22 protein-coding genes are annotated in these 23,520 nt (G+C 61.2%); 8 read left to right on the top strand and 14 right to left on the bottom strand.

Annotated features, from left to right (window positions below):
• The 5 genes from repC to AMC88_RS23360 form a co-directional block, all read right to left on the bottom strand.
• Nucleotides 1-1,305: a plasmid replication protein RepC gene (gene repC / locus AMC88_RS23375; protein WP_016736956.1), complete on the bottom strand. Its 1,305-nt coding sequence runs from the start codon at nt 1,303-1,305 to the stop codon at nt 1-3.
• Nucleotides 1,306-1,504: 199 nt separating this feature from the next.
• Nucleotides 1,505-2,494 carry a plasmid partitioning protein RepB gene (repB, locus tag AMC88_RS23370; RefSeq protein WP_016736957.1) on the bottom strand — a complete coding sequence of 330 codons (990 nt, stop codon included), beginning with the start codon at nt 2,492-2,494 and terminating at the stop codon, nt 1,505-1,507.
• Nucleotides 2,491-3,708, bottom strand: coding sequence for a plasmid partitioning protein RepA (repA, locus tag AMC88_RS23365; RefSeq protein WP_004676164.1), 1,218 nt, complete (start codon nt 3,706-3,708; stop codon nt 2,491-2,493). Before repA ends, repB begins: the two co-directional genes overlap by 4 nt.
• Before the next feature lie 246 nt (nt 3,709-3,954).
• A complete protein-coding gene (locus tag AMC88_RS33750; RefSeq protein ID WP_016736958.1) occupies nt 3,955-4,131 on the bottom strand; it encodes a hypothetical protein in 177 nt (58 codons plus the stop codon).
• A gap of 488 nt (nt 4,132-4,619) precedes the next feature.
• Nucleotides 4,620-5,705 (bottom strand): hypothetical protein, encoded by a 1,086-nt coding sequence (locus AMC88_RS23360; RefSeq protein WP_029532088.1) that lies wholly within the window; start codon nt 5,703-5,705, stop codon nt 4,620-4,622.
• A 122-nt stretch (nt 5,706-5,827) separates the two neighbouring features.
• Between AMC88_RS23360 and otsB the strand changes: the two genes are divergently transcribed.
• The 7 genes from otsB (at nt 5,828) to AMC88_RS23325 (ending at nt 12,706) form a co-directional block, all read left to right on the top strand.
• Nucleotides 5,828-6,607, top strand: a complete 780-nt coding sequence (gene otsB, locus AMC88_RS23355) for a trehalose-phosphatase (RefSeq protein WP_029532090.1) — start codon at nt 5,828-5,830, stop codon at nt 6,605-6,607.
• 201 nt (nt 6,608-6,808) lie between these two features.
• Complete coding sequence (locus tag AMC88_RS23350; RefSeq protein ID WP_016736961.1) at nt 6,809-7,693, top strand: helix-turn-helix domain-containing protein; 885 nt, start codon at nt 6,809-6,811, stop codon at nt 7,691-7,693.
• Nucleotides 7,694-7,927: 234 nt separating this feature from the next.
• Nucleotides 7,928-9,001: an ABC transporter substrate-binding protein gene (locus tag AMC88_RS23345; RefSeq protein ID WP_016736962.1), complete on the top strand. Its 1,074-nt coding sequence runs from the start codon at nt 7,928-7,930 to the stop codon at nt 8,999-9,001.
• Between the two features lie 68 nt (nt 9,002-9,069).
• Nucleotides 9,070-9,891: an ATP-binding cassette domain-containing protein gene (locus AMC88_RS23340; RefSeq protein ID WP_016736963.1), complete on the top strand. Its 822-nt coding sequence runs from the start codon at nt 9,070-9,072 to the stop codon at nt 9,889-9,891.
• Nucleotides 9,888-11,147: a sugar ABC transporter permease gene (locus AMC88_RS23335; RefSeq protein ID WP_010024303.1), complete on the top strand. Its 1,260-nt coding sequence runs from the start codon at nt 9,888-9,890 to the stop codon at nt 11,145-11,147. The genes AMC88_RS23340 and AMC88_RS23335 overlap by 4 nt, the downstream gene beginning before the upstream one ends.
• 24 nt (nt 11,148-11,171) lie before the next feature.
• Nucleotides 11,172-11,900, top strand: a complete 729-nt coding sequence (locus AMC88_RS23330; RefSeq protein ID WP_016736964.1) for an SDR family oxidoreductase — start codon at nt 11,172-11,174, stop codon at nt 11,898-11,900.
• 41 nt (nt 11,901-11,941) lie between these two features.
• A complete protein-coding gene (locus AMC88_RS23325) occupies nt 11,942-12,706 on the top strand; it encodes an SDR family NAD(P)-dependent oxidoreductase (protein WP_064826087.1) in 765 nt (254 codons plus the stop codon).
• 108 nt (nt 12,707-12,814) lie between these two features.
• On the opposite strand, the gene AMC88_RS23320 is transcribed toward AMC88_RS23325, so the two are convergent.
• The 5 genes from AMC88_RS23320 to AMC88_RS23300 form a co-directional block, all read right to left on the bottom strand.
• On the bottom strand, nt 12,815-14,704 hold the full coding sequence (locus tag AMC88_RS23320) for a bifunctional sugar phosphate isomerase/epimerase/4-hydroxyphenylpyruvate dioxygenase family protein (RefSeq protein WP_016736966.1): 1,890 nt from the start codon (nt 14,702-14,704) through the stop codon (nt 12,815-12,817).
• Between the two features lie 27 nt (nt 14,705-14,731).
• Nucleotides 14,732-15,592, bottom strand: a complete 861-nt coding sequence (locus AMC88_RS23315) for a shikimate dehydrogenase (RefSeq protein ID WP_016736967.1) — start codon at nt 15,590-15,592, stop codon at nt 14,732-14,734.
• A 65-nt stretch (nt 15,593-15,657) separates the two neighbouring features.
• A complete protein-coding gene (locus tag AMC88_RS23310) occupies nt 15,658-16,674 on the bottom strand; it encodes a TRAP transporter substrate-binding protein (RefSeq protein ID WP_064823414.1) in 1,017 nt (338 codons plus the stop codon).
• Nucleotides 16,675-16,739: 65 nt separating this feature from the next.
• Complete coding sequence (locus tag AMC88_RS23305) at nt 16,740-18,020, bottom strand: TRAP transporter large permease subunit (RefSeq protein ID WP_064826086.1); 1,281 nt, start codon at nt 18,018-18,020, stop codon at nt 16,740-16,742.
• A gap of 10 nt (nt 18,021-18,030) precedes the next feature.
• Nucleotides 18,031-18,594: a TRAP transporter small permease gene (locus tag AMC88_RS23300; RefSeq protein ID WP_016736970.1), complete on the bottom strand. Its 564-nt coding sequence runs from the start codon at nt 18,592-18,594 to the stop codon at nt 18,031-18,033.
• Between the two features lie 279 nt (nt 18,595-18,873).
• On the opposite strand from AMC88_RS23300, the gene AMC88_RS23295 reads away from it, so the two are divergent.
• Complete coding sequence (locus AMC88_RS23295) at nt 18,874-19,512, top strand: TetR/AcrR family transcriptional regulator (protein ID WP_004670949.1); 639 nt, start codon at nt 18,874-18,876, stop codon at nt 19,510-19,512.
• A gap of 17 nt (nt 19,513-19,529) precedes the next feature.
• Here the strand turns inward: AMC88_RS23295 and AMC88_RS23290 are convergent, their stop codons facing one another.
• The 4 genes from AMC88_RS23290 to AMC88_RS23275 all read right to left on the bottom strand — a co-directional run bounded on the left by AMC88_RS23290 (nt 19,530) and on the right by AMC88_RS23275 (nt 23,357).
• Nucleotides 19,530-20,552, bottom strand: a complete 1,023-nt coding sequence (locus AMC88_RS23290; protein WP_064826085.1) for a sensor histidine kinase — start codon at nt 20,550-20,552, stop codon at nt 19,530-19,532.
• Nucleotides 20,552-21,256, bottom strand: coding sequence for a response regulator (locus tag AMC88_RS23285; RefSeq protein ID WP_064826084.1), 705 nt, complete (start codon nt 21,254-21,256; stop codon nt 20,552-20,554). The genes AMC88_RS23290 and AMC88_RS23285 overlap by 1 nt, the downstream gene beginning before the upstream one ends.
• A gap of 47 nt (nt 21,257-21,303) precedes the next feature.
• Nucleotides 21,304-22,794 carry a DUF4153 domain-containing protein gene (locus AMC88_RS23280; protein WP_064826083.1) on the bottom strand — a complete coding sequence of 497 codons (1,491 nt, stop codon included), beginning with the start codon at nt 22,792-22,794 and terminating at the stop codon, nt 21,304-21,306.
• A 374-nt stretch (nt 22,795-23,168) separates the two neighbouring features.
• Nucleotides 23,169-23,357, bottom strand: a complete 189-nt coding sequence (locus AMC88_RS23275) for a hypothetical protein (RefSeq protein WP_016736975.1) — start codon at nt 23,355-23,357, stop codon at nt 23,169-23,171.
• Nucleotides 23,358-23,520: the final 163 nt, after the last annotated feature.

The raw sequence follows: 23,520 nt of genomic DNA, 5'->3' as shown, positions 1-23,520 counted from the left end.
CTATCCCGCCTTTCGGCCGGCCGGCGCATTTGCCCGCAAGAGCGCCATCAACATCGGGCCGATCGCGAATTCTCCCTTTTCGCTTCGCCGCGTCAGGTCGCGAAGATAGCCGCCGGCGGAATTGATGTGGCCCCCGCGCTCCAGGATGCACGCCATCACGGTCGCGGCATTTTCCGCGCCCATCACACTTGCCGCCTCCTCATAGGCGGACGGGCTGACGCCCAGCATCGATCGAACTGTGACGGCTGCCGTCATCAGGTCGCGCCAGTTTCGGATCACGCCATCCGGCCCGTAGGCAAGGATCTCGGGGCAGGCCTGCAGAACCAGGCCGAGCGGGAAGGATTTCAATCCGCCGGCATCATCACGGCCGCCGGGTCGTCCAGCCTGCCGCCCCGGCCGATTGTCCGAACGGATCGCCTCGCTCCTCCCCTCTTCCGGCGTCACGACGCCTCGCCCGTTGTCTTGCTCCGGCCTCGCGCCCTGCTTCGTGTCGAAGCTTGGTTCAAGTTCAGAGGTGGAGTCGGGGTTTGAATTCTGTATGTGACGCTCGATATGAGAGGCATTGCCGCGCTGTTTTGTCGATTTAACACGAATTTCCAGCCGGTTAAGGATATCCGTCCGAAGCGCCGTCAATTCGTCCAGCAATTGTTCGAGCTGTGCCGTCGTCGGCGACCGTGGCAGGCCTTCGATCAGTTCCCGGAACTCCAGGTGAAGGCTCTGCCAATCCCCTTCAACGTCCTCTTCGATGGCCGCTTCGATGAGCTTGGCGATATCACGACGGCAAAGCGTGATGCGTTCGCGCAGGCGCTGGACATGCAGCCGCTCGGCCATCACCTCGGCGGCCAGTTGTTCGATCTCTTCGGCGCGCGCAAGCAGCGGCGCCAGCGAAAAGCCGAAGGCGTCGTTGACCTCTCCTGCCCTGTCCCTGCGGACATAACGCTTGCCGTTGGGACTATCCTTGCGCAGCAGAAGCCCCGCCTCGACGAGTGCCGCAAGATGGCGCCGCACGGTCTGCTCGGCCATGCCGTGCGTTCTCAGCGAAAGCTGGACATTGGACGGGAATACGATCAACCCGTTTTCCTCGGCCAGTTCGCTCTTGGGATAGAAGCTCAAGAGCGCATTGAGCACCGCTAGCGCCCGGTCGCTGATGCCAAGCAGCGGCTTTGCTTCGCACAGCGCACGAAACAGCTTCCATTTGTCAACCGATTGATCAGGCTTGATCTCACCCGCCATCACCTGGCTTGCGAGCATGCCAAGCGTCATCGGCCGCCGCCCGAAAGGCGTCGTTATACTTCCGGTTTCCATCTCTTCCACCTCGACGAGGCAAAAGAAATCCGCTCGCCAAAACGGCGCCAAAAACTCTTGACAGCGATTCTCGGAAGTGCGATTCTCGGAGGTGTTCAAGACTACGAGGAAAGCTTCCGTGACGGTGACGTTCGGGGGCTTTTTTCTTTTGCGCGTTATCTCCTGTCCGAATTGTCAGCTGACAATCGGTCTAACTGCCTCATTTTCCCTCATTTTCCTCTTCGAACTCAGCGGCGAGGCCTATCAACCGCCGGGCCAGGAATTCCGAAAACGCCGCCGATTTGGCGGCGATGCGAAAGGTTTTGCCAGAACGGGTCACCGAAGCGAGCGTTCCCCCGCTTCGGGTCCGAAGCGTCTGCTCCGCCCGCTGCGGTGCGCTCTTTTCTTCCAGCGCCTTCCAGATGGTATCGAAGCGGCTATTGCTCTCCAGCGTGTGGAAAGCTGCAGCGCCGATTGCGGCCTGCGCCTTTTTCTGCCCGCCTGCCTCCCTGAATTTTTCGGCAAAGGCCAACCAGCGCGGACGCCCGACCTTGGGCGCCGGTCCGATGGCCAGAATGATCTCGGGATCGATCGTCTGCGCCACCTGCAGCAGCCTTGACGTTTCCGGCTTGTCCGTCGCCAGCGCCTGGGCAATCATGTCGCGGCTGAAGCCGTGTTCATCCATGCGTCGCGCAAACAGGGCCCTTTCGATGAAACTCAAGTCGACGCGCGGGCCGTTTTCCTGACCCTGTGCGAGGATCAATTCTTCATCCGTCAGCTTGCGCACCACGGCCTTGACCGGAACCCCGATCTCCGCCGCCGCCCGCAGCCGTCTGTGACCGTAGGCGGCCTGGTAATGCCCGGCCTTGACGGGATCCGGCCGCACCAGGATCGGAACCTGCTGCCCGCTTTCCTGGATCGACTGCTTCAACCGCTCGAATTCGGGATCCTTGTCGACCGGGATGCGGTCGCGGATAAAGGACATTTCCACGGCAGCCGGATCAATCTCCAGCACCTTGTCGCCGGAGGCCAGCGATTCGCGCAGCGCCTTGGCGGCCGCCGCTTCCTCACCCAACCGTCCAAGCGACAGGTTCATCGCCTTGACCGCGCCGGAGGGCCGGTGCGGCGGCGGTGCGCCTGACGCCTCCGGCCGTGCCGGCTCCACGGCGCCGACCATGCTCTTCAGGATATCGCGTCCTTTTGGGCTCATGTCCTGCTCCATGCACTGCGAATGAGTTGCTCGACCTCGGCATTGACGTTGTCGACGGACTCGACGCCGCGGTCATAGGTCTGGCGATGCATCGTCTCGCGTCCGGCCTCGTAGATCGTCTGCTTGGACAGGCCAGCATCCGAAACCGCCGTCGACTTGACCATCATCGAGGTCAGTACACGCTCGCCGAACAGGCTGCGCAGGAAGGCGACAATCTGGGCCTGCGGACCATCATTGGCCTCATAGCGGGTGACCAGATAACGCATCCAGTCATATTCGAGGTTGCCGCCCGCCTGCTTGACCACGGCCAGAAGGTCGGAGGTCATCGTCAGGAACTGGTTCATCGAGGCCACGTCGAGCATCTGCGGATGAACCGTAATCAGCACGGCCGTCGCTGCACAGAGAGCAGACAGCGTCAGGAAGCCGAGGGTAGGCGGGCAATCGATGATGACGACGTCGTAGCTCTGCTCCAGCGAATGCAGCGCATTGCCCACCCGCATGAAGAACATGTCCTTGTCGTCGCGATTAGTATCGGCCAGCGCTTTTGGCGTGTCGTGTTCGAATTCGTGCAGTTCGAGATTGCCGGGGATGAGATCGAGACCTGGGAAATAGGTCTGGCGGACGATGTCGGCGACGTCGCGGCGTGTCTCGTCATATTTGATGGCGCCGTAGAGCGTCTCGTTCTCGCCGACATCGAACTCCGGCTGATATCCGAGCATCGCCGACATCGATGCCTGCGGGTCGAGGTCGACGGCAAGGACGCGGTAGCCGCGCAGCGCCAGGAACTGCGCCAAATGGATGGACGTCGTCGTCTTGCCGGAGCCACCCTTGAAATTGGTAACGGCGATTACCTGAAGATGGTCGCCCGGCCGGCGCATCGGCAGATAAGACGGTTTGGTGCGGCCGAGATGCTGGCGCATCGCATGAATTTCTTCGAGCGAGAACACCCGGCGGCCGGAGGCCGTCTTTTCGGGATTGATCGTTTCCACCTGCGCGGCGAGGTGGCGAACATAACTGTCGGTGACGCCGAGCAACTTGGCGGTCTCGGTGCTGCTGAACCGCCGCAGCGATTTCCGGGCATCGGGGGAAAACAACCGCTCGAACAGCACCTGCAGCTGGCTGCTAAGCATCGTCGAGTCCTGGGCAATCGTCTCGTCGATCGAGACTTGACTGGCTCTCTTGGCTTTCTCAACAATCGCGGCCTTGGTCGGCATTCACGCAAATCCTGATAAATCGGGTAATTTTGCGCAAATGATCGTGAGTCTGGCGATTCCGTCAAGCGGTTTCTTGGTTAGCCAACCAATAACAAACCGGATTCGGCAGAAAAATTATGTGGAATTCCGGAATCTTAGCGCCGTTGTCAGCTGACAACGGCGCAGAGACTGCATCCCGCAAGCCCCGCCGAGCCGTCAAATGTCGGCGACTCATAGCCGAATGGCTCTGCCAGTTGGGGCCATTTCTTATTTATATACAGACGGGCGGTACAGGCTTTCGGCTTCCAGCCCGCGGACGGGTTCGTTGCCGGAGGACTTGTCATTTGCATCTTGGCTCTCGGGATCGCGGCGTGCCGGAGCAATGCCGAGCATTTGTTCGAGACGGCCGGCATTGAGCGGAGCGCTTATTCCCTTGAAATTCATCTTCCATCTTTCGTCTGTGTATTGCCTGAGGTCTGGAAGTTAAGCGCAATTTGACCCTGCCGAGAACTGCCTGGCAGCTTTATCACCATCTTTTCCATGCAAGGCAGAAAGGGGGAGGGGAGGGGAAAGAAGACCCATTATGGCGCAAACCGCCGACGCGGATCGCAGGAGCCGCGCCGGTGCATAAGCCCTCCCGCGCGTCTGAAAAAGCGGGCAGTGCGGTAGTCGAATCAGATGCGCATGGCTATGCTCAACACAACGAGGCCGGCTGCCTGACCACCCGTCTTTCACCCGAACCGATCTTTATATCCGCTGAAAGCGAGCCGTCCTAGCGGAACTTATCGGCAATTTCACTTCCGCCTGCTGAATTTCCCCTTATTTACCACCTGTTTACCATAAGGTTGCGCGCCATCGGATATAGGGATGGATCACAAGGATCAGTGCGCTGCCGCGTGCCAGTCGACCATTCACCGGAAAGATTTTAAACGTTATCCCACTTTCATTCCTTCGCGATTGGTAAAGTGGGCATTGCCCAGACCGGTGCCGATGGTCAGCACCGCCCATCGTGACACGTTGTGCATGAAGGGGATCTGCGACAATCCCTGCACGACGGCGTCGTTGTGCATCATCACGAAGGTGCTGTGATCGCCGATCTCGGGAACGGCCTTCATCAGCGCGGCGGGAAGATTGAAGCTGTCACTCTCCCAATTGCCGCCCGGCAGGTTCTGCCCGCCGCGTTCGATCGAGCCGTCGGCCTTGATGATGCCCGGGCAGCCGATCCCGATGATCGGAGCCGGCTTCAGATTGGCCTTTTCGGCCTTGTCAATCAACTCCTGCAGCATAGCCGCCAGCCTTTCTACCGTCGCACTGCGGCTCGGCTCGTCGTTGGCATGGCGCCAGATGACTGATTCCCAGACGCTCGCGTCGGCAAAGTGCGGCCCTTTTTCCTTTCCGAACTCGACAACGCCGGCACGGACGTTGGTGCCGCCAATATCGACGGCCAGCATCGCCTCATAGCCCTTGAACATCCAGGGCGGCATGAGATGCACCGAACCGATCAGTCCGGCCTCATCAGGATGGTGGGCGATCGGGACGACCTCAATATTGGTGCCTGCCGCCTTGAGGATAACCATGGTTCTGGCGATCGTCAGCTCCCCGAAGCGGCTTTGCCTGAAGCCGCCGCCGACGACGATGCGCTCGGTCTTGGACCAGCGCTCGTCCTTGAGAAATTTCCCGATCACTGTGGCAAAATCCTGCGCGAAGTCCTCCACCGCGCCCATGATCAGGGCGGCGGCCTCCATATCGTCTCCCTTCAGCAGAGCCTCGATCTTTTTCTTGGAGAGCTTCGCTGTCTCAATCTTGCCGATCGGGTCGTCTCCGAACTTGCGGACATGTTTTCTCCAATCGTCGAGTTTCTGCTGGAAGGTCTTCTTGTTGGCGTTGTCGCCAACGAAACCATTCTTGTCCCGCAGCTCGTTGTTATAGTCGTCGATGGTCACCAGCGGCAGAACGGTCGCACCATGCGCCAATGGAGCATTGACCTCGTCACTATGCTTTGAACTGCTTTTGGCCATCAATGTACCTTTTACGGCGCGAGTGCTGGAACGGGCGGCGAGATAAAACGCCGACTTGCCTGCGGATGTTCCCGACGGCAGAGGTATCTTGTCGTTGCCGGCCGGCGACCTAGCTTCAATGATTGCAGAGCTTGGAGAAGACCGTGCAGGATGACACCGCCACACAGGAAATGCTTTCATTGGTTTTGAACGAGCCGGAGCACTGGGCAATGTTTCTCGATATTGACGGAACGCTGCTCAATCTTGCGCCCACTCCGGATGCGATCGAGGTCCCGGAAGCCCTTCCCGGGCAACTTCATCGTCTGTCGAACAAGCTCGGCGGCGCCCTGGCGCTGGTGACCGGACGATCGCTTGCCTACGCAGACGAGCTGTTTAAACCTTTTGCATTTCCGACCGCGGGCCTGCACGGCGCCGAGATCAGGAGTGCCGCCGGGATGCATACGCTCGAGGCGACACCCGAGTTTCAGGCGCTGAAACATGCGCTGACCGCCGAAGCCGAGCACTATCCGGGCGTGCTGATCGAGGACAAGGGCGCGGCTGTTGCCGCCCATTACCGGCTCGCGCCCGAATATGAAAAAGTGCTCGAAGAGCGCATGCATCATTATGCCGAGGTCGCAGGGCCGAACTGGGCGCTGCAACTCGGCAAGATGGTGTTCGAACTGCGGCCGGCACGGTCGAGCAAGGGTGATGCGCTGGAGCGGTTTTTCCAATTCGACCCCTTCAAGAACCGCTGCCCGATCACCATCGGCGATGATCTGACCGATGAGTCGATGTTTGCGATCGCCAATGCCCGCGGTGGCGTATCCGTCCGTGTCGGGGCGATCGGCGCTCCGAGCTGCGCCACAAGCCGGCTGTCTTCGGCTGCTCTGGTCAGGAACGTTATTGCCGCCCTGGCCGCCTGACATAGGTTTTGGGCGATCTCCGGTGCGAGTTATCGCCGTCATTTGCACCGCCTGCGCGGCGTCAATCATCAAAAAAGTATCGGTTTTGACCACGAATCGTGGTGGCAGGGGCGCAACGAGACCACTACACTCGGCTCAATAATAAAGCCAAAAAAGGAATTTGGCGGGTGGGCTTGGAACCCGTCCTCGGAGGAGGAACCGATGGAACCTGACTTGGAAGTCGTTCAGATCAGGCCGGGCGAATCTTTCGCAACGAAGGCCCACGGCTATCCCTATCACACGGTTCGTTGGCATTTCCATCCGGAATACGAACTCCATCTCGTCGTGGCGACAACCGGGCGCTATTTCGTCGGCGATTTCATCGGGGAGTTCGAGCCGGGCAATCTCGTTCTCGCCGGCCCCAATCTTCCCCATAACTGGATCAGCGACGTGCCGAAGGGATCGAGCATTCCGCTGCGATGCCAGCTCATCCAGTTCAGCGAGAATTTCATCAGCGACACGATGAAGGTGTTGGCCGAGCTCGCTCCCTTCGAGCCGGTGCTGGAAGCCTCCCGCCGCGGCGTGCTGTTCGGCGCCGAGACCAGCCGGCAGGTCGCACCGCTGATGAATGAGGTGCAGCAGGCGCAGGGCGTGCGCCGCATCGAGCTTTTTATGATGATGATCGGCCTTCTCAGCCGGGCGCAGGATGCCCAGCTTCTGGCCAGCCCGAGCTATCTGCCCGATCCATCGGGCTATATGTCGGCCGGCATCAACAAGGCACTCGCCTATATCAGGGAAAACCTGACCAAATCATTCGACGAAGCCGATCTTGCCGGAATTGCAGGACAGTCAACAGGCGCTTTTTCGCGCGCCTTCCGCCGGCATACCGGCATGTCGCTTGTGCAATATGTCAAACGCCTGCGCATCAATCTCGCCTGCCAGATCCTGATGAGCGACGACCATGCGTCGATCACCGATATCTGCTTCGAGGTCGGCTTCAACAATCTGTCCAACTTCAACCGCCAGTTTCTCGCGGAAAAGGGCATGACGCCGTCCCGCTTCCGGCGGTTGCTGGGCGACAATATCAACGTGGTCAAGGCGGCTTAAGCAAGTCGAACCACCACGGTTCCAGGAAATAGGAAGAACCATCCGCCGAAGGCGGCGATAGGGAGGACGAGGAGGAGGGACAAAACTGACACTGGTTGAACGCGGACACGCAATGAGCTGTTCGCGACAGCAGACGCTTGTCCTCAGAAAACTGCAAATTGCCGGGACAGGCAAGGCGGCTGGTTCAGCAGAACACCGCGCGACGAAGTTACACAATTTTTCCAATGGGAGGAGATGGAAATGATGAAATTCTCGACGAAAGCGGCAGGCGCCGCAACACTTGCCCTATCCCTGTTCGGCGGTACTTCCGCCTTTGCGCAAAGTGCCGTGGCTGATGCGACGGTCGCCTTCCTCATGCCCGACCAGGGCTCGACCCGTTACGAAGAACACGACCATCCGGGATTCGTCGCGGAAATGAAGAAGCTTTGCGCCTCGTGCAAGGTCCTCTATCAGAATGCCGATGCCGATATCGCCAAACAGCAGCAGCAGTTCAATTCGGCCATCACCCAGGGCGCCAAGGTCATCGTGCTCGATCCGGTGGATTCGGCCGCTGCCGCATCTCTCGTCCAGCTCGCTCAGAGCCAGGGCGTCAAGGTCATCGCCTATGACCGCCCGATCCCGAAGGGCAAGGCCGATTTTTACGTCTCCTTCGACAACAAGGCGATCGGCAAGGCGATCGCGGAATCGCTGGTCAAGCATCTGAAGGCGAAGAATGTGCCGACCGATGGTGGCGGCATCCTGCAGATCAACGGTTCGCCGACCGACGCGGCCGCCGGACTGATCAAGGACGGCATTCACGAGGGTCTTGCCAGCGGCGGCTACAAGACGCTTGCCGAATTCGACACGCCGAACTGGCAGCCGGCAAATGCCCAGCAATGGGCGGCCGGCCAGATCACCCGCTTCGGCAAACAGATCGTCGGCGTCGTCGCCGCCAATGACGGTACCGGCGGCGGCGCCATCGCCGCCTTCAAGGCAGCCGGTGTCGATCCCGTACCGCCGGTGACCGGCAATGATGCGACGATCGCCGCGCTGCAGCTGATCATATCGGGGGATCAGTACAATACGATCTCCAAGCCGAGCGAAATCGTCGCCGCGGCCGCCGCCGACGTCGCCGTGAAGCTCCTGGCAGGAGAGACGATCAAGGCGGAAATGACGCTGTACGACACGCCGGCACAGCTTTTCGTGCCAGCTGTCGTCACCGCCGAAAATCTCAAGGCAGAGATCATCGACAAGAAGATCAACACCGCCGAGGAACTGTGCACCGGCCGTTATGCCGACGGCTGCAAGAAACTCGGCATCACCAAGTAATCGAGCCAAGGCAAGCGCGGCCGGATCGCCGGTCGCGCTTCCAGTTTTCGCTTCGGAAAGGCCAGGCGATGTCCGACACCTCTCATATGCTTGACGGCTCCCGCCAGCCCGTTCTCAGCCTGCGCGGTATCTCGAAGAACTTCGGGGCCGTGTCGGCGCTTACCGATATCGAACTCGACGTGCATGCCGGCGAGGTCGTGGCGCTCGTCGGCGACAACGGCGCCGGTAAATCGACGCTGGTCAAGATCCTGGCCGGTGTGCACCAGCCGAGCTCGGGCACGATCCTGTTCGAGGGCAAACAGGCAGACCTGTCGAGCCCGAGTGCTGCGCTCGATCTCGGCATTGCGACCGTGTTTCAGGATCTGGCGCTTTGCGAAAATCTCGATGTCGTCGCCAATATTTTCCTCGGCAAGGAGCTCAACCCTTTCCAGCTCGACGAGGTCGCTATGGAGATCCGCGCCTGGAAGCTGCTGAACGAGCTTTCGGCCCGAATCCCAAGCGTGCGTGAGCCCGTGGCCTCGCTTTCCGGCGGCCAGCGCCAGACCGTGGCAATTGCCCGGTCGCTGCTGCTTGAGCCGAAACTGATCATGCTCGACGAACCGACGGCAGCGCTGGGTGTTGCGCAGACCGCCGAAGTGCTGGACCTGATCGAGCGTGTGCGCGAACGCGGTCTCGGCGTTATCATGATCAGCCACAATATGGAGGATGTGCGTGCCGTCGCCGACCGCATCGTCGTTCTGCGGCTCGGGCGCAACAACGGCACCTTCATGCCCGATGCCTCCAACGAGGCGCTCGTCAGCGCGATCACCGGCGCGTCCAACAATTCCGTCTCCCGCCGCGCCATGCGCCGCCAGGCACAAGGCCAGCAAAACGAGGAGGGCAGGCCATGATGAAGACGATCCCGAACGACCCGACAGCACCTCAGCTCCTCGACCGGCGCGACGAAAGGGTGCGCCATGACGACAGCCTTGCCGGCTCGATCCGCGCCTTTTGGGATCGCATCCGCTCCGGCGACCTCGGCTCGCTGCCGGTTATTGTCGGTCTGGCGATCATCTGGACGGTGTTCCAGGCACTCAATCCGGTGTTTCTCTCCAGCGCCAACCTCGTCAACATGCTTTTCGACTGCTCGACGGTCGGCGTCATCTCGCTCGGCATCGTCTGCATCCTGATGGTGGGCGAGATCGATCTTTCCGTCGGCTCGGTCAGCGGTTTCGCCTCGGCATTGGTCGGTGTCTTCTGGGTCAACCAGGGCTGGCCGGTTGTGCTGGCGGTCCTCGCCGCGATGAGCGTCGGCGCCCTGATCGGCTCGCTCTACGCCTTCCTGTTCAACCGTTTCGGCATGCCGAGCTTCGTCTCCACCCTGTCGGGCCTGCTCGCGGTTCTCGGCCTGCAGCTTTATATCCTCGGAGCGACCGGTTCGATCAATCTCCCCTACGGTTCCTGGCTCGTCAATTTCGGCCAGATCATGGTCATGCCGGATCCGGTCTCTTATGCGCTCGTGGCACTTGCCGGCCTTGCCTTCTTTCTCGCAAGCTACCGCACATCGGCGCGCCGGCGAGCCGCCGGCCTGTCGTCGAAATCGACCGGCGGACTGTGTCTGCGCGCCGTCGTCATCACGCTCGCCCTGGAAGCGGTCGCCTTCTATCTCAATCAATCGCGCGGCATTCCCTGGATGTTCGGCCTCTTCGTCGGGCTCGTGGCCGCGATGAACTATGCGCTGACGCGCACCAAATGGGGCCGCTCCATGCATGCCGTCGGCGGCAACAGGGAGGCTGCCCGCCGCTCCGGCATCAACGTCTCGCGGATTTATGCCAGCGCCTTCGTTGCCTGTGCCCTGCTTGCGGCGACTGGCGGCGTGCTCTCGGCCGCGCGGCTGGCGACGGCAAGCCAGCAGGCCGGCACCGGCGACGTCAATCTCAATGCCATTGCCGCGGCGGTGATCGGCGGCACCAGCCTGTTCGGCGGGCGCGGCAGCGCCTATTCAGCCCTTCTCGGCATCATCGTCATCCAGTCGATCGCCAGCGGGCTGACGCTTCTCGATTTGTCATCGTCGCTTCGGTACATGATCACCGGCGCCGTCCTTGCCGTCGCCGTCATCGTCGACTCGCTGGCACGCCGATCCCGCATTTCGCACGGCCGGGCCTAAAACACTCAACAACAGAGGAAGAAAATGGGACAGGATCTGTCTGGAAAAGTCGCGGCCGTCACCGGAGCCGCATCGGGTATCGGCCTGGAATGCGCCAAGGCCATGCTTGCCGCCGGCGCCCGGGTGGTGCTGGTCGACCGCAACGAAGAAGCATTGAAGGAGATCTGCTCGGCGCTCGGTGCCCATGCCATTCCCCTGGTCGTCGACCTCACGGATCCGAAAAGCGTGGCGCGGATGATGCCTGAGATCCTGGCGAAGGCAGGCCAGTTGGATATCTTCCACGCCAACGCCGGTTCCTATATCGGCGGCGAGGTGCTGACCGGCGACCCCGACGCCTGGGACCGTATGCTCAATCTGAACGTCAACGCCGCGTTCCGTTCGGTGCATGCCGTCCTGCCGCACATGGTCGAGCGCAGGACCGGGGATATCATCCTGACGAGTTCGGTTGCCGGCATGGTCCCCGTCGTCTGGGAACCGATCTACACGGCTTCGAAACATGCCGTCCAGGCCTTCGTCCACACACTGAGGCGCCAGGTCGCCAAGCACGGCCTGCGCGTTGGTGCCATCGCCCCGGGCCCTGTCGTGACTGCCCTTCTCAGCGACTGGCCGCAGGAGAAGCTGGACGAGGCGCTCGCCGCCGGCGGCCTGATGGAGGCGAAGGAAGTGGCCAATGCAGTGCTTTTCATGCTGACGCGCCCGCGCAACATCACGATTCGCGATCTGGTCATCCTGCCGCAAAGCACGGATATCTGACGAGGGCTGCCGGCCTTTCGCAATCATAGAAGGAAACGGACATGATCTTCGATAGGTTTCGACTGGATGGACAGGTGGCGCTTGTGACCGGCGGCACGCGCGGCATCGGGCTTGCGATTGCCGAGGCGCTCGGCGAGGCGGGCGCCAAAGTCGTCATTGCCGGAAGGTCACGCAATGCGGCGGCCGAAGACCGGCTCGCCGAGGCCGGTGTCGATTGCGAGTTCATCGCCGCCGACCTGATAAAAAACGATGCCGCCGACGCCCTCGTCACCGAGACGATCTCGCGGACAGGCCGGCTCGACATTCTGGTCAACAATGCCGGCCTCGCCATTCATGGCGACAGCGGCGAATTCCCCGACCCTATCTGGCGCGAGATCATGACTGTCAATGTCGACGCGGTGTTCCGCGCCTGTCGCGCTGCACTTGCCCCGATGCGGCGCCAGGGCAGCGGCGTCATCCTCAATATCGGCTCGATCTCGGGCATCGTTTCCAACATTCCGCAGAACCAGGTCGCCTACAACACCTCCAAGGCGGCGGTTCATATGATGACGAAGAGCCTGGCAAGCGAGGTCGCCGCCGAAAACATCCGCGTCAACGCCATCGCCCCCGGCTATATCGAGACCGATCTGTCACGCGGCGGCATCGACAATCCCGACTGGTTTCCGATCTGGCGCAGCATGACCCCGATGGGACGCGTCGGGCAGCCGGAAGAGGTGGCCGGCGCCGCCTTGCTCCTCTGCTCGGCGGCGGCAAGCTACATCACCGGCGATGTGCTTGTCATCGACGGCGGCTATACGACGCGATAGCGGGCGACGGTGGCATCGGGGGAGGGGTCCTCTGCATCGATGCTGACTGTTGCCTTGCCATTCTTCCCCGTGACGAGCTTATGCTGAGAACCGGCCTGACAGCGCGTCTCAGGCGCGGGGCAGGCCTGCCGGCCGCAGATGTTTCCTCAGGGCGGCGATCCTGAAGATAGCATTGGCGGCGCCATAACCGCGATAACCCCGCCGCTCGACGATCTCGAAGAACAGCCCCTCGCCATAGGTCGGGCTGTAGAGCTGGAAATATTCGCCGGCCTCGTCGCGGTCATAGAGAATGTTGTTGGCCTTCAGGCGCTCGGCGAATTCGGCCTCCAGGCCGAAGCGGGCTTCGAGATCGTCATAATAGTTCGGCGAGATCGAAAGCGGCACGAAGCCGTTGGCGGCAAGGGCGGCAGCAGTCGCGAAGATGTCGTCGGTCCGGAAGGCAAGGTGCTGGATGCCGGAGCCGAAGGTCTCGGCGATGAAACGGCCGGCGAGCGTATTGCGGTTCTCCGCGCCGTTCATGGTGATGCGCAGCGAGCCTTCTTCATTCTCGACCACCTGGCTGCGGACGATGCCGGAGGGATCGACGATATCGATCATCGGCGTCTTCTCGGCCTCGACCAGCGCGGTGTAGAACAGCAGCCAGGTCAAAAGCTCCTCATATTTCATCGTCTGCGCCATATGGTCGATCGCTTGCAGCCCGGCTGACTGCGGCGGCATCGCGTCGTCGATCGCGTCGAATTCGATCTCCCAGATGCGGCCGAGTTGGCTCTGGCGGTCGAGGAAATAGAGGATGCCGCCGCCGACGCCGCGCACCGCCGGCATCTCGATCTCGCCGGCATCGAGGGCTTGTTCGAAGCGTTCGGCGCCGAGCGCGACGGCCCGCTGCAACGCCGCCCTGGCATCGTCGACCATCAGCCCGGCGGCATAGGCCGAGGCGCCGTGCACGGCATAGGAGGCGCTGGCGAAGCCCTTGCGTTCGGTGTTGACGACGAGGTTGATGGCACCCTGGCGAAACACCGTCACCCGCTTGCTCTTATGTCTGGCCGCCTTATGGAAGCCGAGGCTTGCAAACAGCGCCTCGAGTGCTGCCGCCTCGTCCTCGTCGGCGGTGAACTCGATGAAGGCGATGCCTTCGACCTTGGCGCGCGGCGGCATCACCGGCACCGGCAGCGCGCTCTCCGGCAGCTGGCGCTTGACCTGATCGCCGAGATAGATCAGCGAACGGCGGCCGTCGACGGCAATGGCACTGGCCGATCCGCCGCGGAACTGATCGTTGAAGATCTCCAGCGACAGATAGCCGTCATAACCGGTGGCGGCGACCGCCTTCATGAAGTCGAGCACCGGCAGGTCGCCTTCGCCGGGCATGTTGCGGAAGTGACGGCTCCAGTAGAGCAGATCCATGTCGATCAGCGGCGCATCGGCAAGCTGGATGATGAAGATCTTCTCCTTCGGGATAGAGCGGATCGAATTGACGTCGATCTTGCGCGACAGCGTATGAAAGCTGTCGAGGATCAGGCCGATATTCGGATGATCGGCCCGCCGGACGATCTCCCAGGCATCGCGATGATCATGGATGTGACGGCCCCAGGCGAGCGCCTCGTAGCCGACGCGCAGGCCGCGCCTGGCGGCGCGCTCGCCGAGGTCATGAAAATCGGCCGCCGCCCGGTCGAGACCGCCAAGCGCAGCGGGCGAGACGTTCGAGCAGACCAGCACCAGGTCGGTGCCCATCTCCTGCATCAGATCGAACTTGCGCTCGGCCCGGTCGAAGGTGCGGCTGCGCAGCGGCTCCGGCATGCCTTCGAAATCCCGGAACGGCTGGAACAGCGTGATCTCCATGCCGAGATCGCGCACCATGCGGCCGACCTCCCTCGGGCTCTCGTCGAAGATCAGCAAGTCGTTCTCGAAAATCTCCACCCCGTCGAAGCCGGCCTTGGCGATCGCCTCCAGCTTGTCGCTGAGGTCGCCGCTCAGCGAAACGGTCGCTATCGATGTCTTCATCGCAGTGGTCCTTCCGACTAGCGGTGTTTATGTTGTCATCGTCTTGAAATGCATCAGCATGCGGCTGGCATCAGGCTCCCTGGCGGTGATCAGACGAAAGGCGCCGACGGCCTGGAAGACCGCCATGCCGCCGCCATCGAGCGTTCGGCAACCGCGCGTTCTTGCTTGCCGCAGTAGTTCGGTTTCCAGGGGGAAATAGACGATCTCGGCGAGCCAATGCCGCGATTCCAGGAGTTCCGGTGGAAGCGGCACGCCAGGGTATTTCGCCATGCCCGTCGGCGTCGCGTGGATCAACCCGGACGCGCCCTGCATCGCGACGGCAAGGTCGCGGCCGGCAGCAATCGCCGCGCCGGGAAAGAGCGCGGACATCGCTTCTGCCAGATCGACGGCGCGCTCATGCTCGCGATCGAAGACGGTCAGACGCTCAAGGCCGAGTGTCAGGATCGCATAGGCGGTCGCGACACCCGCTCCGCCGGCACCGAGTTGCACGGCAGCGGAAAGGTCGGCCTGCGGCAGCCCGCGCCGAAAACTTTCGGCAAAACCCCACCAGTCGGTATTGTGGCCGAAACGCCGGCCGCCCTTCAGGACGACGGTATTGACGGCGCCGAGCGCGCGGGCCTCGGGCGACAAGTCGTCGAGCAGGGGAATGACGAGCTGCTTGCAGGGATGGGTAATGTTGAGGCCGGCAAGGCCGCGCGCCTCGGCATCCTCGATGAGCCTTGAAAGATCGGCCGGCGACGCGTTCAGCCTGGTGAGGTCGATCAGTTCATAGGCATAGTCCAGCCCCTGCGCCGCACCTTCCTGCATATGCATGGCAGGCGTCAACGAGGCCTGGATGTCGGCGCCGATCAGCCCGGCCTTCAATGGTTTCAGCAGTGTCTCGGCCATAGACCATTTCCCATTTCTTGTCGTGCTGGGAAGGCCCGCAGGGTCGCTGCGGGCCCGCGATTTGCCTACTTGCCGCGAACCGTGTCGAGCTCCTTGAAGAGCTGCGTGACGGTCTCTGCGCCAATCTGGCCGGCGAACTTGTCGATCAGTGGCTTGACGGCGTCGCGCAGTTTCTGCGTTTCTTCGGGGCTGAGTTCGGCAACCTCCATGCCGGTTTTCTTGATCTCCTCGATCGCCTTGGCATCGAGCTCCCTGGAAACCTTGCGCTGATAGTCGCGGGCTTCCGTCGCGGCCGACTGGAAGACAGCCTTTTCCTCATCATTCAGGCCGTCCCAGAACTTCTTGCTGATGAGCACGATCTGCGGATTGTACTGGTGACGGGTCACCGTCATGTACTTCTGCACCTCGAAGAACTTCGCGTTGATGATGTTGGCGGCCGGGTTCTCCTGACCATCGACGGTGCCGGTCTCGAGCGCGGTATAGAGCTCGGTGTAGGGGAGGGGTACTGCATTGGCGCCGAGGCTGTTGAAGAGCTCGATCGGGATCGGCGACTGGATCGTGCGAATCTTCAGGCCCTTGATATCCTCGAGTTTGGTGACGGGATGACGGTTGTTGGTCAGGTTGCGAAAACCGAGCTCCCAATAAGCGAGGCCGACGAGACCGGTATCGGGCAGCAGCTTCATCAGGCCGGTGCCGAAGGCGCCGTCCATCACCTTGTCGGCCTCTTCGCCGCTGTTGAAGAGGAAGGGCAGATCGACGGCACCGAACTGCTTGACGTTGCTAGAGAGAATGCCGGCATTGAGCACCGTCATCTCGATGACGCCACCCTGCAGAGCCGATACCGTCTGGACGTCGCCGCCGAGCACGCCGCCCGGAAACAGCTTGACCTCGATCTTGCCGCCGCTCTTTTCCTTCACCAGCTCGGCGAATTTCTCCATGCCCATGACCTGGGGATGGCCCTTGTTGTTGGCGGCGGCGAATTTGAGGCTGTGCTCGCGGATTTCGGCCATAGCAGGGCCGCCTGTCAGCAAGGCGATCGGCAGGGCCAGTCCCAGCGCCAGTTTCGTCAATCTATTCAGCATGTTTTCCTCCCAGGATTAGGCCGGCGTCTCCCTCCGGCCGTGTTTCATCGCCGTTATCGGCGAAGTCAGTGTCCGAACCAGGCGACCGGAGCGGTCACGAGCTCAGGAAAAAGGACGAGCAGAAACAGAACGACCAGCTCGGCGATCATGAAGGGGATCACGCCCTTCATCAGCTCTTCCATCGATAGCTTCGACACGCCGCAGATGACGTTGAGAACCGTGCCGACTGGCGGCGTGATCAGCCCGATCGAATTGTTGATGATGAACAGCACGCCGAAATAGACCGGGTCGATGCCGGCCTGCTTGATGATCGGCATCAGCACCGGCGTCATCACCAGGATCGTCGGCGTCATGTCCATGGCGGTGCCGACGACGACGATGAGCACCATGATGGCAAGCAGCAGCAGCGTCTGGTTGCCCATCAACGGTTCGACGAGGCCGGCGAGTTCACCGGGCACATCGGCAACGGTGATCAACCAGGCGGAAACGGCGGCGCAGGCCACCAGGAACATCACCACCGAGGTGATTTTGGCCGCGGCGACGAAGACCTCGAACAGCCGCGACGGCGGCAGTTCGCGATAGACGACCATCGACACGAAGAGCGAATAGACCGCGGCGACGACGCCGGCTTCCGTCGGCGTGAACACGCCGAATTTCAGGCCGACGATGATGATGACGGGAAGCATCAGCGCCCAGATGCTGTCGACGAAAGCCTTCATCCGCACCGCGCCGCTTTGCTTCGGCGGCAGGGCGAACTGCTCCTTGCGCGCCACGATCAGCCAGGTGATGCAAAGGGCAGCACCGATCAATAGGCCCGGGAAAATGCCGGCCAGGAACAGCTTGGTGATCGAAACGCCGCCGATGACGCCATAGAGGATGAAGCCGATCGACGGCGGGATGATCGGGCCGATGATCGAGGCCGAGGCGAGCAGGCCGCCGGCGCGGGCCGGATCGTGGCCGGATTTCAGCATCATCGGAAAGAGCAGGGCGCCAAGCGCCGCTGCATCGGCGACCGCGGAACCGGAAAGGCTGGAGAGTATGCAGGCCGCGAAAATTGCGACGAAGCCGAGACCGCCCCTGATATGGCCGACCATGGCCATGGCGAGATTGACGATGCGGCGCGAAAGGCCGCCGGTGTTCATCACCTCACCGGCCAGCAGGAAGAAGGGCACGGCCATCAGCGGGAAGCTGTCGGCCCCGTTCAGTACATTCTGCGCGACGATCTGCGCATCGAACACGCCGAGATACATCATCAGCGCCACGCCGGTGATGATGAGAGCAAAGGCGATCGGCACGCCGAGCGCCATCGGACCGAGAAGAGCGCCGAGGAAGATGGTGACGGTCATGACGGCGGCCTCAGTGCTTTGGCTTCAGAACGGAAAAGGCGGTCTGCGCGGGATCTTCGAGTGCGGCCTGTTCCTCGCTGTCACGTACGAGTGCGGCGGTCGTCACATCGATGCGATCGGTCGCGATCGCATAGGCGTCCCAGAGCAGGATGAAAAAGGCCGGCACGCCGAAGGCGAGCCCCGCGCCGTAGAAGACGCCCATCGAAATGCCGGTCGCCGGCGCCGAGACGTGAAGATTGATCAGCGTCTGGGCCCAGCTGCCGCTGATCATCAGCCAAGTGGCGACCAGCATCATGCCGTAACCCAAGAGCACCGCGAGCTTGGCGACAGGTTTCGGCAGGCGGGTGATGAGGGAGTCGACCCCGAGATGGGCGTGCTCACGCATCGCCACGACGGCGCCGAGGAAAGTCAGCCAGATGAAGAAGATGCGCGACAGCTCCTCGGACGAGGTGATGCCCTGATTGAAGGCGTAACGAAGCACGACATTGCCGAAAACGAGCACGACCATCCCCGCCAGCAGCAGAGCGATCGTCACCTTCAGCGCGTAGAAATAAAAATCGATGATACGGGTCATTCGCTCCTCCCAAGCGTGGCCTTTGCTGCACAGGCCATCGACCGTCACCGGACAAGCTCTTGCATGTCCGACCAAGATATTGCGCCGCGATCAACTCCCTTACCGCTGCCCATTAAAAATGTACTAACTAGTTCGTATGTCAAGCGCCATCTATTGAAACCTGCCGCCAACGTGAATAAGACTGGTGAGCAGTGAGACCGGAGCATCTGCTTCGAATGCCTCTGAAGGCCGAAATTCCGACGGCGAAACAAAAGTTTAGAAGGGCTGGCGACCAGGCTTATGGCGGAACGGGGCGAGAACGGCCGGAAGAATGATCCGCAGCAGACGAGGGAAGACATCCTCCTTGTCGCGACTGAGGAATTCTCGACCCATGGGCTCGCCGGCGCCCGTGTCGACTCGATCGCGGAAAAGACGCGCACGTCGAAGCGGATGATCTATTATTATTTCGGCAGCAAGGAGGGGCTCTACCTTGCCGTCCTGGAGCAGTCCTATCGCAAGATTCGCTCGCTGGAAGCCGATCTGCATCTGTCCAATCTCGAACCGGAAGAGGCGTTGCGGACTCTGATCTCAACGACCTTCGATCATGATGAGGCCAATCCGGATTTCGTCCGCTTGGTCAGCATCGAGAACATTCATCACGCCGCGCATATGCTTCGTTCGGAGGCGATTCGCGATCTCAATGTTTCGGTCATCGAAACCATCGCCGGCATATTGGAGCGTGGCTTCGACCGCGGAGTCTTCCGGCGCAAGGCCGACCCGATCGACATTCACATGATGATCAGCGCCTTCTGCTTCTTCCGCGTTTCCAACCGGTATACGTTCGGCACGATCTTCAGGCGCAATCTCTCGGACGGCGATACCATCGAGCGCCATCGCGGCATGATTGCCGACGCTGTCGTCAGCTATCTGAAAAGCTGAGGGCAGAAAGTTCCACCTCAACAGCGCCGCGATGGCACGGGCAGCGTGATTTCGAACTCGGCGCCGGCGCCAACCGTCGGTCGTAGGTGGATCTTGCCGCCATGAGCACTCAGCATGGCGCGGATGATACCGAGACCCATGCCTGTGCCGCCCTGTTCGCGGCGGGTCGAGAAGAACGGTTGAAAGATGCGTTCGCGATTTGCCTCGGAAATACCGCTGCCGTCGTCCCGGACGAGAAAGACGACATTGCGGTCGTCGGCCGATATCGCGAATTCCAACAGCGTGGCGCCGTGCTGTAAGGCGTTTTCGGCCAGGTTGGCGAAGACAATGACGGCTGCTTCATTTGGGAGCGCGATCGATATTTCCGCATCTCCGGCCGCCGAAATATCAAGGGCGGGAAAGCGCGTGCGCAGTGAAGTCATGATGCTGGCAACACTGCTTCTGCCCTCGTTCACAGGCGTTTCCGCCTGCGCCAGTTCCCGCAGCCGCTGCAGTAATGCGTCGAGCCGGACAGCGTCGGCGACGATATTGTCGAGAAAATGCAAGCGCTGCGCTGTCGTCATCGGCGTCTCGGCATCGTCATCGCGCAGAAGTTCCGCCGCCCCCCGGATGGCGGTCAGCGGCGATTTCAACTCGTGGGAGACATGGGCGGCAAAGGAGCGGACATAGTCCGTGCGGTCGACCAGTTTTCCGGCAAGATCGAGGAAGCTTTGCGACAGCACCGCGATCTCCCGTGTACCATAGCTGTCGAGCGGACGGATTGCCGCCTTGCCGCCGCGAGCGATCTCTTCCGTGCGGGCGATCAGGGCCTCGATCGGCCCGGTGATGGTGCGCGTCAGCACATAGGCAATGCCGAGCGTCAGGATTGCGACAATGGCAAGCGCTCCGATTTCCGCCGGCGCCATCCGGTCGGAACTCGCCTCGACGGCGCGAAACCAGACGACGATCAGGATCGGCAGCGCCATCACGGCGAGCAGCACGGCATAGACGATCAGCGCCAGCCTCGGCCGCCATTTCACCCTGACTTTCATCGCCGGCATCAGGCCTTCCTCCCGATTTCACCGCTTAGCTTGAAGCCGATGCCGTGAACAGTCGCGATGATCCCGGTACCGCCGACCGCCGTGAATTTGGCTCTGATGTTGCGGATATGGCTGTCGATCGTCCGGTCGGCGACGTAGGTGCCTGCGCCATAGGCCGCTTGCATCAATTGTTCGCGGCTGAAGACCATACCGGGACGCGACAGCAACGCTTCCAGGATCGCGAATTCCAAGGCCGTCATCGCGAGGGCGCTGTCGCCGAACATGACGGTCCGGCCGTGGCGATCCAGGCTGATCTCGCCGGCGACAAGGGCGGCATGGCGTCTGTCGGGCGCCGCCCCGTTGCCGCTTCGCTTCAATATCGCCTTGACCCTCGCGATGAGTTCACGCGGGCTGAAAGGCTTGGTGACATAGTCGTCGCCACCGATTTCGAGCCCCAATATCCTGTCGATCTCCTCGTCGCGGGCGGACAGAAACAGGATCGGCAATCCCGATGTCTTGCGGATCTGGCGGCAAACCTCCAGACCATCCATATCGGGCATGCCGATATCGAGAATGATCAGATCGATATTGCCGCGGCGGAAGACCGCCATCGCCTCGGAGCCGCTGCGAACGGCCGTCGGTGTCAGACCAGCGCGCTCAACAGCAAAACAGATCACATCGCGAATGTGAGGTTCATCATCGACGACAAGAATGCGGGGCGCCATCACCGGTCCTGTGTTGGTTTGTCGTGCCTGTTGTCGTCGTTCTCGTCCTATCTTGCAATGGTCGCAGAAGACAGGAGATAGCTCTCCAGCCGTGCGGAACGGAAGGTCCAGTTCCGCCAGTCGCGCCGGCGGATCTCAAAATTCCTGGAGAGACGGTAACGAACAGTCATCGCTTCGCTCTTCTTGTCGATCAGGTGATCCGGCAGCATCTGGATATAGCGATCGAGCGCCGGAATGACGGAAGGGCCGAGCGAAGAGAGATAGGCAAGATCGAGCGGCGGGCCTTCCTGGCTGACCTCCTGGCTATGGGCGACATTGAAGCGGGCGATGAAAGCCGGAAAATCGATGAAGGAACTGATGTAGAGAGCGATAAGGAGCGAGGCGAGGTTCGTGGCGATCAGCCACGCGTTGGAACGGTTGAACAGAATCCGCAGCAGGATCAAGACAAGGCCGATGGCGACGAGGCCCATCCAGAGACCGGCAGCGACACGCAGTTCCGTTAGCGAATAGACCTCGACGTAAAGCCCGAGCCGCAGCATCGACGACAGGCAGAGCAGAACATTCTGGCCGATCCAGGCATGGACGAGGCCGCGGATCAGTGCGCTATGATCGCCGGGGCCGCCGCGGCGCATGGCGACGAGCACGAAACCGGCAGCGAGAAGTGCTGTGGCAATCAGCGGATAGGCACCGCGATGCGCATATTCGGCGTGACTCATATGCTCGGGCAGATCGGCGCCGCCCCAGAGATAGACGAGATCGAGAAGCGTCTGCACGGCAAAAATTGCGTTGAACAAGATGAGCGATCGCAACAGCGAAGCTTGGCCGAGCGGCGCATACCTGGTGGGTACGATCATGAAAGATCTGCCGGCTTGCGATCTTGCAACGCGACGCTTCAGGCGCGGCCGCAGCATCGCCCAGACCACCATAGCGGTCATCGTCCAGAAGCCGATCCGCCAAAGATCGAGGAACTGCAGCAAAACGGCAAAATTGATGCTGCGCAGCGCGATCTCGATCAGCGGATTGGCCGCAGCAAAGAGAGATACGAAGATCGCAGCGAGAACGAGCGGCATGATCCAGAGGCCGACGCCTTGTCGGACCACGGCAAAAGAAAATCGTTTGGCCGGGGTGGTAAAATATTTTCCGATACTCTCGGCAAGCCGTAGGGGAATGACGAGGGCGAAGCGCAAAGACACCAGGGGCAGGCCCGTAAGGCGGCGAGGCATCAATCTGGCGCGGACGAGAGCAACCGACATCAGTGCGCAGAAGCAGAGGACGAGGCCCGTGAGCGAGGCCGCTTCCACAAGGGGCGCCGACGACAGGACCAAAAGACCGAACAGGAAAGCCGCCATTGAAAACTGCGGACCCCGCCTGGCCGAAAACAGAATGCCGGCGCAGACGGCGAGCGCAAATAGGAAGAGGTTTATCCCGAGCTCCTGGCCAAAGATCAGAAAATCCGCAAGCGCCACCAGCGCAAGCAGCGTCACGGTCCGGCCGCTGCCGCGGGTCATCGGCTCTGTCAAAATATCGGCTGTATCCATTGCTGCTCCTTTTGCAAAGGCCGCGTTCTGATCACGATCAGCTGGGTGTCCGTCGCGGCAGGGGTGTGTTGAGATTCTTCCGTCAGCCACCATCCGTCATTGCGGAGGCGATCCGGCAAAGCGGGGAGTGCGGGGCGGGGCGGGCTGGCGTTCTTGCTCATGGCGGGAAGATGCCGCGCCGGCTTGCAGATTTTGTGCAGAAAGCGAGGAGCAATTCAGGAAATTGCCGCAAAGCGCCGCGCGTCTGTTCAGACGCGCGGAACACACTGCAACATTAGGCAGTCGCCCGCGAACGCACGGTCAGAGCCCAACCCCGGGCGTATGTCGGAACCGTTCCTCTTCGGCAGAGAAGAGCGAGGGAAGAATAGAGGATTTTATCTGAATCGCTGAGCACGTCTGGCATTGTGCAGCAGTTCGCAGGCGGTCGCGAACGGCCCGAAAAGTTTGAGCAGCTGCGCCTGTTCCTCGGTATCGATATGGTGACGAGCGCAGAACTCGGTGACGGACCAGACTTTCGTCAGGTCGTCCGTTTCGATTTGGCTGGGTTCGATGTGTTCGGTCAACGGCGTGTCCTCCGAACATCAAGACTACGCCCCCGAGGATTTTATAAGAACTAGCTAAAAAGGATTACGAGCAACTATATGCAGAAAGCATGTGTCAAGAAAGCGGATGCGAAGACGCCCGCCGATTGTGCGGCGGGCGTCTTGTCTCACTGATCTATTGCTT

Source organism: Rhizobium phaseoli (assembly GCF_001664385.1).
Taxonomy (GTDB): domain Bacteria; phylum Pseudomonadota; class Alphaproteobacteria; order Rhizobiales; family Rhizobiaceae; genus Rhizobium; species Rhizobium phaseoli.
Note: the sequence above shows the minus strand (reverse complement) of the source record. Positions and strands in the feature narration are given on the sequence as shown.